Source organism: Komagataeibacter diospyri (genome assembly GCF_006538165.1).
GTDB lineage: Bacteria > Pseudomonadota > Alphaproteobacteria > Acetobacterales > Acetobacteraceae > Komagataeibacter > Komagataeibacter diospyri.
This window is the reverse complement of record NZ_BDLU01000006.1, coordinates 35,370-51,049: the sequence shown is the minus strand read 5'-3', so window position 1 is coordinate 51,049 and position 15,680 is coordinate 35,370. Positions and strand designations below refer to the sequence as shown.

11 protein-coding genes and 1 pseudogene are annotated in these 15,680 nt (G+C 50.9%); 6 read left to right on the top strand and 6 right to left on the bottom strand.

Annotation, left to right across the window (positions count from 1 at the left end):
- Window positions 1-912: 912 nt before the first annotated feature.
- The 4 genes from MSKU9_RS00965 to MSKU9_RS00950 all read right to left on the bottom strand — a co-directional run bounded on the left by MSKU9_RS00965 (window position 913) and on the right by MSKU9_RS00950 (window position 7,054).
- Window positions 913-3,141 carry a TonB-dependent receptor domain-containing protein gene (locus MSKU9_RS00965; protein ID WP_227002289.1) on the bottom strand — a complete coding sequence of 743 codons (2,229 nt, stop codon included), beginning with the start codon at window positions 3,139-3,141 and terminating at the stop codon, window positions 913-915.
- Window positions 3,142-4,001: 860 nt separating this feature from the next.
- A complete protein-coding gene (locus tag MSKU9_RS00960; protein ID WP_227002288.1) occupies window positions 4,002-4,355 on the bottom strand; it encodes an EthD family reductase in 354 nt (117 codons plus the stop codon).
- 245 nt (window positions 4,356-4,600) lie between these two features.
- Window positions 4,601-5,947, bottom strand: coding sequence for an aspartate aminotransferase family protein (locus MSKU9_RS00955; protein ID WP_141259488.1), 1,347 nt, complete (start codon window positions 5,945-5,947; stop codon window positions 4,601-4,603).
- A 24-nt stretch (window positions 5,948-5,971) separates the two neighbouring features.
- Complete coding sequence (locus MSKU9_RS00950; RefSeq protein ID WP_227000607.1) at window positions 5,972-7,054, bottom strand: phosphotransferase; 1,083 nt, start codon at window positions 7,052-7,054, stop codon at window positions 5,972-5,974.
- Window positions 7,055-7,210: 156 nt separating this feature from the next.
- Between MSKU9_RS00950 and MSKU9_RS18000 the strand changes: the two genes are divergently transcribed.
- Together MSKU9_RS18000 and MSKU9_RS00940 are read left to right on the top strand one after the other, a co-directional pair.
- Window positions 7,211-7,375 carry a hypothetical protein gene (locus tag MSKU9_RS18000; protein ID WP_162515700.1) on the top strand — a complete coding sequence of 55 codons (165 nt, stop codon included), beginning with the start codon at window positions 7,211-7,213 and terminating at the stop codon, window positions 7,373-7,375.
- Window positions 7,308-8,007: pseudogene (locus MSKU9_RS00940) on the top strand (transposase). Before MSKU9_RS18000 ends, MSKU9_RS00940 begins: the two are co-directional and overlap by 68 nt.
- Window positions 8,008-8,023: 16 nt before the next feature.
- On the opposite strand, the gene MSKU9_RS00935 reads toward MSKU9_RS00940, so the two are convergent.
- Entirely contained in the window at window positions 8,024-8,698 is a 675-nt protein-coding gene (locus MSKU9_RS00935) for a GntR family transcriptional regulator (protein WP_162515703.1), read from the bottom strand.
- Window positions 8,699-8,988: 290 nt separating this feature from the next.
- Here MSKU9_RS00935 and MSKU9_RS00930 point away from each other — a divergent pair, with 290 nt between their 5' ends.
- The 4 genes from MSKU9_RS00930 to MSKU9_RS00915 all read left to right on the top strand — a co-directional run bounded on the left by MSKU9_RS00930 (window position 8,989) and on the right by MSKU9_RS00915 (window position 13,751).
- The gene (locus MSKU9_RS00930; RefSeq protein ID WP_141259486.1) at window positions 8,989-9,750 is read left to right on the top strand and encodes an SDR family NAD(P)-dependent oxidoreductase; all 762 of its coding nucleotides are present in this window, start codon (window positions 8,989-8,991) and stop codon (window positions 9,748-9,750) included.
- Window positions 9,731-11,170, top strand: a complete 1,440-nt coding sequence (locus MSKU9_RS00925) for an aminotransferase family protein (protein ID WP_370685905.1) — start codon at window positions 9,731-9,733, stop codon at window positions 11,168-11,170. Before MSKU9_RS00930 ends, MSKU9_RS00925 begins: the two co-directional genes overlap by 20 nt.
- Window positions 11,171-11,271: 101 nt before the next feature.
- Entirely contained in the window at window positions 11,272-12,108 is an 837-nt protein-coding gene (locus MSKU9_RS00920) for a DMT family transporter (RefSeq protein WP_141259485.1), read from the top strand.
- 242 nt (window positions 12,109-12,350) lie between these two features.
- Complete coding sequence (locus tag MSKU9_RS00915; RefSeq protein WP_162515702.1) at window positions 12,351-13,751, top strand: amino acid permease; 1,401 nt, start codon at window positions 12,351-12,353, stop codon at window positions 13,749-13,751.
- A gap of 590 nt (window positions 13,752-14,341) precedes the next feature.
- Here the strand turns inward: MSKU9_RS00915 and MSKU9_RS00910 are convergent.
- Window positions 14,342-15,649, bottom strand: coding sequence for an aspartate aminotransferase family protein (locus MSKU9_RS00910; protein WP_141259483.1), 1,308 nt, complete (start codon window positions 15,647-15,649; stop codon window positions 14,342-14,344).
- Between the last annotated feature and the right edge of the window lie 31 nt (window positions 15,650-15,680).

The window sequence follows — 15,680 nt, the reverse complement described above, 5'->3', positions numbered from 1 at the left end:
AATCAATGCCTCCCGACGCGCCATCAGCAACGCCTCGATACAGGCTTCTTCCGTGCTGTAGAGACGCTCGAACTCAACGTCTGTCAGACCCTTCATGACTTTCAACATCACCAGAACTCCAGCCACTCAAGTTCATATGGGATGTCAAAACACGCCCGGTAAGGCCGTGCTGTCTTGTTGATACGCGGGAAGACGTTTTATAAACGTTTGAAAAGCTGGGAGGACGGGGGGCTCTGCCCCGATCATGGAAGACCTGCCGACCGGGAATGCTGTACCAGAAACGGTCATGATTGGCACGACCTCGCTGGAGGGACGCCGTTCGGCTGATCCGTCGCACCAGAGGCCGCATGAACATGAAGCTTTATGCATGACGGGCAGGGATGGACGTCCACCCGGTTCCTTCATGACCACTGGCCAGATCAGTAACCACGCTGGCCGGTATCACTTTGCTGGATGGTTTGTCCAAGGCAGCAATGAAGGCTGACAAAGCTGGCCATAACACAGACTGGTGCTGAGGGCCGGGATGCAAAAAAGGCTCAAACCCTGCATTTCCAGACGTAAGTCACGTGTCAGCCCACCAGATATGAAAGCTGCCGACATAGACGATGGAACCGGAACAGGACCATATTCACATGCGTCACGGATGTAGACATCTCACCACATCCTATAATCGATGCCGGATAGCTTTTTTCCTGACCACATGTCTCGCTGTTAATGCCCTGTTCTGGCAATATGTCCCGCGTCTGGCATTGCTTCGGCAGAAAATGTGGTCGAGGATTTAAAAACGTGCACTCGGTGCCCTATGTATGGAACCGGAGCCATGTAAAGACGCTGCCTCAGAAACCCATTTCCCGGCATATTCAATGCCGGGAAATTCGTTATCCTTGTTCCGCGTCAATGCATCTTTTCTGGTTAGAAATCAGCTTTCACACTGCCGAAGAACTGACGCGGCGCACCAAGCAGGATAGACTGGTTCTGCCCCTTCGGATCGCTCATCAGGAAACCATTCTGGCCAACAGTCGATGCGTATTTCGTATCAGTAAGGTTGTAGATGTTGAAGGCAAAGGTCACGTTATGCATGAAAGACAGGTGCTTGTTATAATGGCCCATCTCACCCATTACGTAGCGCGCGCCAACATTGGTCAGCCAGTAGCTGGGTAGCTGGTAATCCCCTGTATAGGAATAGCTGCGCTGACCCATATACTGCGCATCGACATAGAACTCGGCATTGCGCCAGTTATAGGCCGCCCGTGCCTTATACATAAGGCGTGGGTAATCAACCACCTGTTTGCCGTGGGTTGCGTACGTGGTGCCGGAGGCATTCATGTCGCTATCGTATGTGGAATGATTGTAGCTGATGCTGTTTGTAATCGCCAGACCGCGAACCGGGGTCAAGGTAACACCGGCATCAACGCCGTTCATGGTAACGCCACCCACGTTACGTACTTCGGACAACAGGCTGGATACTGTGCCGCCAGTCACGATCTGCTGCATGCGATTGCTGAAGTTGGTGCGGTAGGCATAGATCGATCCCTGCACCAGACGGTCATGGTAACGGTAGCCAACTGCGTAAGTCCAGGCCGTTTCCGGCCGGAGCGAACTTTTGGCGTCATTAAATGCAGCCTGTGACACGGCCATGGGGGATGCCGTCAGGTTGTAGCCCGACTGGGAATAAGCATGCGCATTCTTTGAAATATCAAAGAACAGTTCATGATTGTGCAGGAAGGTCCAGTCCGCGCTGATATGCGGCATGAAGGCCTCTGCCGTTGTCAGGCTTTCCCCCCCGGTGATGGCGCTGACACCCGTAAACGGTTCATAATTGCCATCCTGACTGACGCGGGTCGTGTTAAGCATCGACTTGAAGCCGAAATGCAGCGCCAGATTGCGTACCGGATGGTACGTATCCGCGACAAATGCAGTAAATGTATTGGTATTATAAGTCTGGCCCCACAACTCGCGTCCACCTGACGGCAGGTTGCCATACTGGTCCCACATCTGCCCTTCCTTCGGGAAGGGGACGGCATAACCATATTCGTCCGAGACGTATTTGTTGTTTTCATACCAGACACCGCCGGTGATCTGGTGATGGGCGACGTTATAGCTCACGGATGACAGGATACCGTAACGGTGGTCTGTCGGCCGCTTGGTCTGTTCAAACAGTGGGTTACCGTTCAGACCAACCCGATTATTGGTACAATATGCTGCATCGGCGCTTGTACCAGTGGGATCGGCGATATAATAGTTCGAACCACATCCATAGGGGTTGGTATAGGTGCCGCGGGTCAATTCCTCATGTCCGTAGATGGTTGTTTTCCAACGGACGTGGTTCGTTAGCGCCAGGTCCGCCGTCAGCCCGCCAAAATAGTCATAGGACATGGAGGTACTGTCATAATAGGACGAATCACGCGCATCATAGACATTTGATGGCAGGCCATGACCTACAGCATAATTATAAGCATTCTGGTAACCATTGGGCGTGCCGATAAAGTTATCAAGCCCAGTGCCGTTATGCTGCATCCAGTAAGGCGAATAATCCTGATAGTTGGTCTGCTGCAGGTTATCCCAGTCAAAGAACGCGGTGATCTTGCTGTCCTGACCGATGGGCTGCACAATTTTGGCATTGACCTGCTGCATGAACTGGTCGCTGCCGCCTTTCCATTTTCCGGTTTCATTACGCATGTAGGACGCGTAGAATTTGGTGCCCGTCTTGTTCAGCACGCCGCTGTCGAAACGGAAGAATGTATGGTACATCTTGTTGCTGCCGAAAGTCTGGGCCGCCTGGCCACCCATGCGGTCTTTCGGGTCGCTACTGACATAATTGATGGAGCCACCAAGGTTATTGGTGCTGGCGGCCCCTTCCGCGCCAGCGCTCTGGGTTACATCCAGTCGCTCGACGTTTTCAGATGAGATCGCCTGTACGGGGTTAAGGCCGTTATAGGCGCGATAGACCGGTTCCCCCAATGGGATGCCATCCATGGTCATGCCGATTTCGTTCTGGGCAAAACCATGCATGTACAGGTTGACGGAATAGGTATCCACACCCTGCGGGTCATCCGACTGAAACACGACGCCCGGGGTCTGGGCCAGCGCCTTGAGCGGGTTGGTGCCTGGCACCATGGTGCGCAGCACCTGTTGCCCCATGCTGATCTGGGTGCCACGTGCGCGCCTGCGGATCCCGACGGCGTTCAGCGTTTCAACCTTTGGGGTCGGAGGGACAGACTGGGTCGCGGCAGCCGTATGTACGGGTTTCGCGGTGGTACGAACAGTTTTTCCGCTACTGACAGGCGCTGCCCATCCAGGTTCCGAAAACGCAGAAATAAAAGCTGTCGTAACAAGAAGGGAGCAAAAAAATTGAGATCTTATCATTTTTTTCTCACGTCGAATGCGGAACAGATATTGGCCCTAGCGCGAAGAAATACCCATAAGAAATGTGTACCCACGAACGTTTTTGTTTCTGTTGATTTGTTGTTTTATACTGTTTCTCATGAACCATAATTTCGTTATCGATCCTATTTTTTGAAACGATGAACTGTCAAACGTTCAAACCCCGCTGAATGATGAACGGTTTTGGGTATGGCAAAATTACAACACAATTTTTATTAACATTCATCGTTTGCAATACATGCCGTTTCGAGATCAGGTTGCAACTGAACTCAATCGAGTAAATTTGGCAGGAATAAAAGCAAAAATTTCTACGTTACTATAAATTGGTAACGTAAATATCCTTATGGCGCCAACGCCAATTTCTACATTTTATAATGCCAGATATCGAACCCAAGGCGAACGAGCCGAAGCCGACTGGCTGTACGTAACCAACAGCACATGTCCCAAGCATAAGGTGGAATGACGCGGGGCAGGCAAGCTGCCATCTAATGCAGGAAACTATTTTTGGAACATTTTCAAAACAAAAAAAGCCGTATAATGTATATAATATACATTATACGGCCTGTCTGAATACATAGAACACAAAATGGTAAAATTAATATTTTATATATACAATATCAAATATTAATTCCACGCTTAAGAACAGGTTCGATTTTTGTAAAATTCTTCAGATCAGCCAGAACACGAGGTGTTTCAGGGGATGCAAGAGCAGCCTGAAGGGCGCTTTCATCCTTGAACTGACATTCACAGATTGCAACCGTCCCGTTGGTGGTGTCAGTCGGGAAAAAGGCCGTAGCGGATTTCAGACCAATGCTGCTCCATGCTTCCATAACCAGTGGCATATGATGCGTCACATAATAGTCGCGATCGAACCATGCGTCAGATTTTCCAGGGTAGGTAACGTACATTGTAGTCATGATTTTTCCCAAAAAGTCATCAATCTGGTGCGCCGCCACCTCTGGCGGGGCCATGCCCGCCAGAAATATGCCGCACATTCATATGCTGTAGCTCATTAATCAGGAAAACAAAACAACCGTTCAATAATAAATCACCTACATCACGAAGTGGTGAATAAATAAAATTATTGATACAGACCTCTATATATGCCGGATAAAATCGTGTTTCGAGAACTTATGGTTATGGTTTCTTAAAAGTAATTATCAAATATGTACAGGTGATATGTGACGCACCTGTACATGCATATCATATCATTATTTCAGAAATTGGATAACACGCGTTCCAGTTCTTCTATCAGACGGGAGGCATCATCTTCAGAGAAAACCAGCGGTGGTCGGATTTTCAGAATATTGGCATAAAACCCAGTAGCGGAAATCAGGACCCGACGTTCGCGCAGACCATTTACGATGGCAGACGCCAGTGCCGCATCCGGCTGTTTGCCAACTGGATCCTTTACCATCTCAACGCCGATATACAGCCCGGCACCCCGTATATCGCCCATTTGCGGGTAACGTGTCTGAAGTTCCCGCAATCCCTTGCGCAGAAAGACACCTACCCGCTGCGCGTTTTCGATAAGCTGTTCATCGCGGATCACATCAAGGGTTGCCTGGGCTGCCGCAATCGCAACCGAATTTCCGCCAAATGTATTGAAATAGCGCATATCGCCGCCAAATTTTGCGACAATTTCTGGACGGACGGCAATAGCAGCGACAGGAAAGCCATTTCCCATCGGCTTGCCCATGGATACAATATCCGGATCTACACCATGACGCTGATAGCCCCATAATTTGTCCCCGGTACGACCAAAACCAGATTGTACTTCATCAGCGATGAACACCCCACCAGCTTCACGCACGACTTCCGCAACGGGTGCCAGCAGATCGGTCGGGAAGGCATAGATTCCATCGGACGAAAAAATGGAATCCGCGATGAAAGCGGCAAGTCCGTTACCATGTCGTTCCAGATCATGGATCTGTGCACGCACGCAGTCGGCAAACCATGCCCCCATATCCTTGCTGGGCAGGCGATAGGAATCCGGTGCGGGTATGCGCCGGACCCACGTTCCCAATGGGGAACGCGCACCAAGGGATGGAGACAACCCGGCCGTCAGGTACGAATTGCCATGATAGGCTTCGGATGTGATGATGATGCCATTCCTGCCGGTATGATGCTGCGCAATCCGTAAGGCCAGATCATTGGCTTCCGATCCGGTACAGGTATACATCATGTGACCGGACATCCCGAGTTGCCCGCCAAATGTACTCAGGATTTCATCGGAATACCGTAAAATGCCATCCTGCACGTAACGGGTATGCGTACATAATGTATGGGCCTGCCTGCAGATGGCGTCAGCAACGCGCGGATGGGCATGACCAACCGAGACCACATTATTATAGGCATCAAGATATTCCTGCCCGTCGCGATCATACAGATGTACGCCGGCCCCTCTGCTCACCTGGACAGGGTTCTGGTAAAACAGGCGATAGGCCGGACCAAGCAGACGGAGACGCTTTTTAACGGAATCCTGCATCACTGGATCAAGTGATGCCATATTATCCGGGCTGAAGGCGTTGACCATGGTGGCATGTTTGGGGGGCATTGTCATTTACGGGACACCTTTTGATGGGATTTACTGATGAAAACCTGAAATGAACGACCGTGAGACTTCATCCGGACTACGCATGAGAAACCAGTCAAGCTGTGCCCAGCCCTGATGGGTATTTCGCAGGATATAGGTTTCGTTATCGGGGAAAAGACGGGCACGCCATAACGTAATCAGGGTACGCGCGACGATACGCCCCATGACCAGATGGGGAAGTAGCCACATTTCCGCCTGGGTCAGATCCGCGATACGCAGATAGCCACGCAGAAGGTCATATCCATACCGGAAGATATTGTCACGGACGGGATCATCAATGCGGGAAGGCAACTGATTAAGCAGCGCTGTCGAAACATCTATGACAATGGCCGTATAGACGGCATCACCAAAATCGATAACGCCCGTGACAAATTTTTCGGCGTTACGATCGACAATGATATTGGACCGGCTGAAATCATTATGCACGACCTGCATCCGCAACCGGTTAATTTCCGGCTGCATTTCAAGGAAGCGCGTCATCGCACCCGATAGTGCCAAGCGTTGGCTGTCATTGGCTATTTCGTTTAGCAGCGGCTGCAGCAGCGCAAGATTGCGGACATCCCATAATACGGTCCGGTTACAGCCCGGATGCGTAAAATCTGCCATTGCCAGACGCAGGGCCGCCTCCAGTTCCCCCACTTTTTCGCGTTCGGTGCCGTTCGTATCCGTGCTGTCGAGTGGTCTTCCAGCCAGATAGGACATGAGCCGCATACGCCGGGTCTGTCCTGCCGCATCGATAACGACCGGCAGGGACTGACCATCATGATTGGGAATAACGCGCGGGACAGGTAATGTCGGGGCGTTGAATGCCAGGTGTTCAAGCAGCGCAACCTGTGCTGCAATTTCTTCTTCCGGTTCAGCCGGATTGGCAATCTTGAGAATGTAATGACGGTCATCCGACGCCGTGAGGCGGAATGTGTCGTCCTTTTCCGTTGAAAGCCGCTCGGCCGTTCCCTGTATGCCATAATGGGAAAGACCAATCTGTCCGGCTTCCGTTTCGGGCATCCTTACGAAATCGGCTGCCAGATCCCCCATAAGTGTGGGGGACGGATCATATGATCTGGAAGGAGCCATAAGTATCTTACCTGACCTTTGTCTTGAATAATTTTATTTCTTATCCGAATCGGAGTATCCGGGCAGCATACGCATGCCTGTAGGTTGTCTACAATCTCCAATTTTAATTCCGTCGCATGAATGCACTGTCAAGCACCCCGGCAGGGTCTGATAACAATGAAAAACCATGAAAACGCCCATGACGGCCCGGAACCCTTTTGGAAATTCGATGTGATAGGTTTTCAAGACGGTTTGAGCGTGATTCAAACGCAGGATGTGGATGCCAGCACAACGAGACCGTATGACCAGCATTACGCGCAGGACGAAACGCTATCCCTCTGATCTGACCGATGAGGAATGGGAGCGCATAGCCCCTCTGATTCTGCCTGCGCATCACCGTGGCGGGAAGCGGACAACCGATTTACGCGAGATCATCAATGCGCTGCGCTATCCTGTCCGCTCAGGGTGCGGATGAGAAATATTGCCGGTTCATTTTGGTCCATGGCAGACTGTCTATTGGTCGTTCCGCAGGCTGATGCGCCGCTTCGTGGCCGAAACCATCCATGATGTCTGCCTGATGCTCGATTATGAAGCCGCGGGACGCGAGGCCACTCCATCCGGTGGTTGTCATCGACAGCCAGGGCATCAAGGCCGTCCATGCAAAAGAACGGGGTTATGACGCCGGCAGGAAAGTCGTTGGCCGCAAGCGGCACATTGCCGTCAATACGGATGGCCGCCTGCGGTTGATGGACAGGGCCGCCTTTCCTGACTTCACGGGCTGGATCATTCACCGGTTCGATACGGCAAAGGGGTTTGAAATCCTGCCGCGTCGATAGGTCGTTGAACGGACATTCGGCAGGATGATCCGCTGGCGCCCGACTGGTGAGGATTACGAGCAGCGTGTCGACGTGGCAAAGGCCATGATCCACATCACCATGGGAAGCCTCCTGTTACGCCGAAATGCTCATCCATGAATTTCCAAAAAGTCTCTCAGGCAGCAGATGGTTTTTTTTCATAATCATCAATGAGTGCCCGCCCTTCATCCAGAATATGTGCGCGTAGGATCTGCTGGCCCAGGACTATGTCCTGTCGGGCAAAGGCATCGGCAATCGGCACATGCTGTGCAAGAAGTTCAGCAGAGGAGGGCAGGCGAAGGTTGGAGGAACTGATCAACATCTTGATCCGCATTTCCACACGTTCAAAATGTTCCACCAGCAGGCCGTGGTCCGACAGTTCGACAATCGTCTTGTGGAATGCAAAATCGCTGTTGCTGGTTGCCGCAAAGTCATCTCGGGCACAAGCATCCTCAAGCTTTTTCAACGCGTTCTGTAAACGTCGGTTTACCGCAGGGGAAAAGCGCCGCATGGCCAGTTCGATCGCCAGGCATTCCAGTGAGGCCCGTAAAGTGAACAACTCCCATATATCCTTGTCAGAAAAGGCGATGACCTCCCAACTGGCATAGGGATGCTGTACGATAAGACCAGCAGTCGAAAGCTTGGTCAGTGCGGCCCGGACTGGTCCACGGGACAGACCCAGCTGTTCAGATAACGTCACTTCCGTAAGACGTGATCCCGGCTTGAAATGACCATTGATGATGGCCTGTTCAATCGCTGTCGTCGCCTGTGCCTCCAGACTTTGCCGCCCGATTTTTTTTAGTCCCGCCACCAGATCCAGCCTTTCATGACGATCATGCTCAATGACTGACGCACAATGTATACACTCCCGCAAACAATAGCGAGGGCAGGGAAAACCGTAACGGTTCTCGCCACTGCCAGCGGGTCGTCATCCCGATTCATTTTCGATCACGTTTCTGGACATGTGCCATACGCCTGAACATTACTTGCCGACAGCATTGGCACGCTCTTTTGTCCCAACTGGCTCTATGATTTGCGGCGCGTGCAGTCACTACTGGCATCATCATGTTTTCACTGCCTGACGCAAGCGGAGAGATATAAATGCGGGGAACGGTTCTGGTTACAGGTGCTACGGCAGGATTTGGATGGGCGATTGCCAAACGACTGGTGGCGGATGGTTACCGTGTTATTGCAACAGGCCGCCGTATTGAACGACTGAAGGAACTGCAGGCGGAACTCGGGACGAACCTTCTACCCATACAACTGGACATTTCTGATGCGACTGCAGTCAAGGCATTGCCCGAGGCATTGCTGGCGGAATGGCGTGCGGTCGACATTCTGGTCAATAACGCGGGGCTGGCGCGAGGACTGGAATGCGCACAGGATGCGGATCTGGAAAATTGGGATGAGATGATCCAGACCAATGTTACCGGACTTGTACACATGACGCGCACATTCCTGCCCGGAATGATAACCCGGAACAAAGGGCATGTCATTTCAATCGGCAGCACGGCCGGCCGGTATCCCTATCAGGGATCAAATGTGTATGGCGGCACGAAAGCATTCGTGGCGCAGTTTATGCGTAACCTGCGCTGTGACCTGCTGGGCACGCACATACGGGCAACCAATATTGCGCCCGGCCTGTGTGGTGGTAGTGAGTTCAGTAACGTACGCCTGCGGGACGATAAAAAAGCCGCTGCGGTTTATGAAGACACCTTTCCGCTGGTGCCGGATGATATTGCCGAGACCATAAGCTGGGTTGTCAGCTTGCCTTCGCATGTAAATATCAATGAAATCGAAATGATGCCGGTCTGTCAGTCCGCTGGTGGCATGGCTGTCAGTCGTGGCATCGGCAAAAGCTGAATTTCTAAAAAAACATTACAAACTGGGAAAAATTATCATGAATTACATGCATGACGGCAATGACAACCGTCACATTATCGAAGCAGACAGGAACCATGTCTGGCATCACCTGTCGCAGCATAAGCAGTATGAGACTGTTGATCCGCCAATTATGGTGGAAGGCAAGGGGCTGCGGCTATGGGATATCAAAGGGCGGGAATATCTCGATGCTGTTTCCGGCGGTGTCTGGACAGTGAACGTGGGATATGGCCGGGTTTCCATTGCCGATGCTGTGCGCGACCAGCTGGTAAAACTGAACTATTTCGCCGGATCGGCCGGTTCGGTGGGGGCTGCCCTGTTTTCTGAGCGTCTGATTGAAAAAATGCCCGGCATGAGCAGGGTTTACTATGCCAATTCAGGCTCTGAAGCGAACGAAAAGGTTTTCAAGATGGTGCGCCAGATTTCGGCCCGCCATCATGGAGGGCGCAAATGGAAAATCCTGTTTCGGGAGCGGGACTACCATGGCACGACATTAGGGACATTGGCAGCATGCGGACAGCCGCAACGCAGTGCGGATTACGGGCCATTTCCGCCCGGCTTTGTCGAAGTCCCTCATTGCCTGGAATATCGCAACCAGTATCCTGATGCCCCGGATTATGGCCTGGCGGCGGCAAATGCCATTGAAGAGGTGATCTTACGCGAAGGTCCCGATACGATCGGGGCAATATGTCTGGAACCGATCACCGCGGGGGGAGGGGTCATAACCCCACCAGTCGGTTATTGGCCGCGCGTTCAGGAAATATGCAAGAAATACAATATTCTGCTTCATATTGATGAAGTTGTCTGCGGGATCGGTCGTACCGGCAGATGGTTTGGCTACCAGAATTACGATATCAAACCGGATTTTGTAACTGTAGCAAAGGGCGTGGCATCGGGATATGCTGCCATTTCCTGCATGATTACGACCGAGGCTGTATTCGACCTGTTCAAGGATAGTCCTGATGACCCACTGAATTATTTCCGGGATATTTCGACATTTGGTGGCTGCCTGTCCGGCCCCGTCGCCGCATTGGAAAATATGCGGATTATCGAGGACGAGGAACTGTTGGAAAATACGCGGGTGATGGGCGAACGCTTCATGACCGGCCTGAATGGACTGATGGCGAAGCATCCGGTCATTGGTGACGTGCGGGGTAAAGGGCTGTTCTGCGGTGCAGAACTGGTCAAGGACCGGATAACGAAGGAACCTATGGACGAGAAACTTGTCCAGGCCGTTGTAAAACAATGCATGTCAGACGGTGTCATCATTGGCATGACAAACCGTTCATTACCGGGCATGAATAACACGTTATGCTTCAGTCCTGCGCTTAGCATCAATGATGATGAAACAAACCAGATCATCGATACGCTTGATAAGGCACTGACCTCTGTTTTTGGATAAGTGAATTTAAAATCGATACCTGAATATTTTAATTCTGTCAGGCGTCATAATATTTTTTGCGCCTGATAGAGATGTTTAATGGATTTCCAGGGTTTGCGGTAATGTCGCTGTCTGTTTTTTTTATTGTGATATTTGCCGCGCTGTTGCATGCGACATGGAACGCTATTGTCAAGAAAAACACCGACAAAATTCTTATAACCGTTCTGGTTACAAGTGGTGCTGCCATAATCTCTGCGCTGATCCTGCCATTTTTAAAACAGCCGCAGTCAGCCAGCTGGATATTTATACTTATATCCGCCATGCTGCAGATCATATATTATATATTGATCGCACGGGTTTATCATCTTGTTGATATGAGCCTGGGTTATCCCCTGATGCGTGGAAGTGCGCCCTTCATTGTTGCTATTCTAAGCGCTTCCCTGCTGGGTGAATCCCTTTCCCTTATAGCCTGGCTGGGTATTGGTGTCATCTGTCTGGGCATATTGAGCATGGCGCTGGATAATCATCATGAGGAAAATAAGGATGGATTAAGACTGATATTGTTTACCGCCATCATCATCGCGGCATATACGATGGTGGATGGCATAGGCGTTCGTCGGTCTGGCGCCCCGATTACTTACACCCTGTGGATTTTTCTGCTGACAGGTCTTCCCATGGGTATCGGTACGTTCTGTATGATGCCTGACAGATTTAAGGAATATATCCGTCATTACTGGATGCAGGGCCTGATTGGTGGCGGGGGAACGACCGCATCATATGGTCTGGCATTATGGGCGATGACGGTTGCACCCGTTGCCATGATTGCAGCATTGCGCGAGACATCCATTCTTTTTGGCTCTCTGATTTCATGGATATTCCTCAAAGAACCGGCGACATCACGCCGTGTGATGGGCGTATGTATCATTCTCGTCGGCGCCATGATGTTACGCATGTCCTGATGCTGATAACCAGAATATTGGGTTATCCTGGATGTTACCACATTCGCATAACAAGGTTTCTCAATATGCCATAAATAATATATCCATATATGAGATCAAATTTATTGGTTTAATGTAACGTCATGCAATTTCTACACATAATTTTTCATTAGAAAAAGAACCTATTGCTTTTTTCTTCCACATAAAGAATGATTGCGCTTCGTGTTGGGATTTTGCAAATATATATGCAAGGTTATGCATTGATGGCTGATGAAAATGACAATACGGCAGGACAACTTCGTGAACGACATGTTTCCATGATCGCGATCGGAGGCGTCATCGGGGCGGGCCTGTTCGTAGGTTCCTCTGCTGCCATTTCCCGTGCTGGTCCTGCTGTCCTGCTGGCCTATATCTTTGCTGGTATCCAGACCATGATGATTATGCGGATGCTGGGGGAAATGGTTCTGAACTCCCCCAGATCGGGGTCGTTCATTATTCAGATCCGTCGTGGCCTGGGTCCGCATGCCGCCTTTGTCGCAGGTTGGGCCTACTGGATATTATGGGCCATCATAGCAGGTACGGAAGTCATCGCAGGGGCTGGCCTGATTGAAAACTGGATTAGCCTGCCCAGAGTAGCAATAGAAGGTATCCTGATTGCGATCATGACAGCAAGCAACCTGTTTTCAGTTCGCGGGTATGGCGAATTTGAATACTGGCTATCCTTCATGAAAATCAGCGCAGTCTGTATTTTTATAACAGTCTGTGTTCTGTCCATTTTTGGACTTATCAATACATTTCCCATTCAATCGGCCGTGACAGCACAAAATATGCTACCGCATGGTGTCCTGGCTGTCATTACCATCATTCCGACCATTATGATGTCCCTGACCGGATCGGAAATAGCGACTGTTGCTGCCCTTGAAACGCGCAATCCCAGTGTAAGTGTCGCGCGTGCTGCCAATTCCGTGCCAATCAAGATCCTGCTTTTTTATGTCATTTCAGTCGCGCTTATTTTATATATTTTGCCTGTAAATGATGTTCATAGCGGCTTTTCCCCGTTTCTGGCCACACTGACCCAATTGCATATTCCCTATGCAACGACTGCGATGGCCTTTGTCATGTTCATTGCGGTCATGTCGTGCCTTAATTCAGCAATTTATGTGACATCCCGCGTGATGATGGAAATGGCGACTTTCGGTGATGCTCCGCTCTTTTTAGCCAAGCGGGGAAGCACGGGCGTTCCAACCGCGGCAATCATAATGGCAGCCGGAGTTGAAGCTATTGTGGCGCTATTTTCAACCTTGTCCCCGGGGGGCATTTTTACATTCCTGTTAAGTGCAAGCGGTGCTTTGATTTTATTTGATTATTTTTTAGCTGCCTTGGCGCAGATCAGACTACGTAAGAAAATGATCCGCCAGAACCAGACGCCAGACTGCCCCATGTGGCTGTTCCCGATCTTATCTTACCTGACGGCTGGATCTTTTCTGCTGGTTCTGGTTATTATGATGTTCGAAGCACAGACACGTTTTGAGATAGAATTCAGTTCTTTTATTGTCATCGTGATAACCAGTATTTCACTTTTTCGTAACAGATGTTCAGGTATAAAATCGAACGATGGGAATATTGTTCGACAGGAAGTTCATGAAAAATCCGGGATTGGATGAATATTCAATCTTCACCTGATGGATTCAAAAAATCCCTTGGTTTTGAGTGGTTTTTTATGATTTCGTTTTTTTCGTCCCAATGGGAGAGAGCGAAATGCAGCAGCTGTTTTCTGATATTGATGCACGGCGCTCCCGTCTGACCGGACTGTGGATCTTGAGGTATTGCAGCCTGATCTGGAGAAGACTTCCTCTCATCCGGACCTGAGCAAAGGCAGTCATTCGCCGTTTAACGCCATACTGCTATTCCGCATTCTGGTAATTCGGTATCGGAATAGCCTTCATGATAGGCGGACGGAATGTTTGATCAATAACCATCTGGCCTCCAGTCTGGGACTGTCTGGCTGTTTTGCTAACGCCTGGCGCAAGACGGTGCCATTGTGCCCCTGCTGGAACGCTTCGAAGTTATTCTGGCTATACCCTGATATCCGGTCAGATACTGGACGCAACGCCAATGGCGGCCCCAAAACAGCACAATACCACAGGTGAGACCATGTCGGTATGCGGGCCTGGCCGGATCTCGAAAGACTGACACGATGAGCCCGCATACCGACATCATGATCAACTGGTTGCAGAAAATAGTTATGATGCCATCAGTGGGTCTGTTCAATCGCCCGGCCCAGGAGTTCAATCCCCATATCGATTTCCTCCTCGCTTACAGTCAGGGGAGGGGCGATACGAAAGACGCCCCCCATACCCGGCAACTGCACGACATTCATGCTCAGGCCAAGTTTCATGCAGGCCCGTGTAATGGCCTCGCCCCGTGCGCCATCCGCTTCCTTTGTCTGACAGTCTTTTACAATTTCCAGACCGAGAAGAAGGCCACGCCCGCGAATATCGCCAATACATTGATGGCGTGCCTGCAGGGAACGAAGGCCCGCTTCCAATCGCTGGCCCATGAGCCTGGCACGTTCAACAAGATTATCGCGCTTGACGACTTCCAGAACTTTCAGCCCAACTGCTGCGGGCAGGGGGTCCGATACATGGGTTGTATAAAAGAGGTACCCGAGTTTGTGGGCCTTTTCTTCAATTTCAGCAGACGTGATCATTGCTGCCAATGGCAGGCCCGCCCCCAATGTCTTGGATAATGTAAGGATATCGGGCACAATCCCGTCACGCTCAAACGCATACATCATGCCAGTACGACCTACACCGGTCTGGGCCTCGTCAACAATCAGAAGCATGCCACGTTCGTGGCATTTTTTCTGCAGCAGGGCCAGATAACCAACTGGCAGGTCAATAATTCCGCCAGAACTCAGGATAGGTTCCGCAATAAACGCTGCCAGATTACCAGTGGACTGCCGGTCCACCAGGTCAAAAGCATAATCCAGTTCGGCACTCCAGTCATAAATCCCGTTCTTTTCAAAGCGGGGTCGATAGGGAAACGGCGTGGGAATGGCGAAGGAGCCTACGGCTGATGGGCCCACGCCCCGGCGGCCCGCACTATAGGTTGCGGATGCAGCCGAACCTGTCATACCATGCCACGATTGGGCAAAGCTTACGATTTCGTATTTTCCCGTGACCAGCTTGGCCATGCGGATTGCCGCTTCGTTGGATTCCGCCCCCGTGCTCAGCAAAATGGTGCGGTCCAGCCCATCGGGCAATGTCTTGGCCAGTGCAGTTGCCAGATCGACAACCGGACGTGACAGCATACCACTGAAGAGATGATCAAGATTACGGCTGCCCTCGGCAATGACGGCTGCGATATCCGGATGGCAATGTCCCAGAACCGCACTCATCTGCCCGGAAGTAAAGTCAAGAATGGCGCGCCCGTCAGCATCGTACACAAAACTGCCTTTGGCGCGTTCGATAATCAGGTGCTCGAAGGTACCGCCATAACGGATAAGATGTTCCCGTGCATTTTCCCAGAACCTGGGATCATTGTTCTTGGATTCAGGCATGAATACGCGCTCCTGCGTGCGTGTGACCATG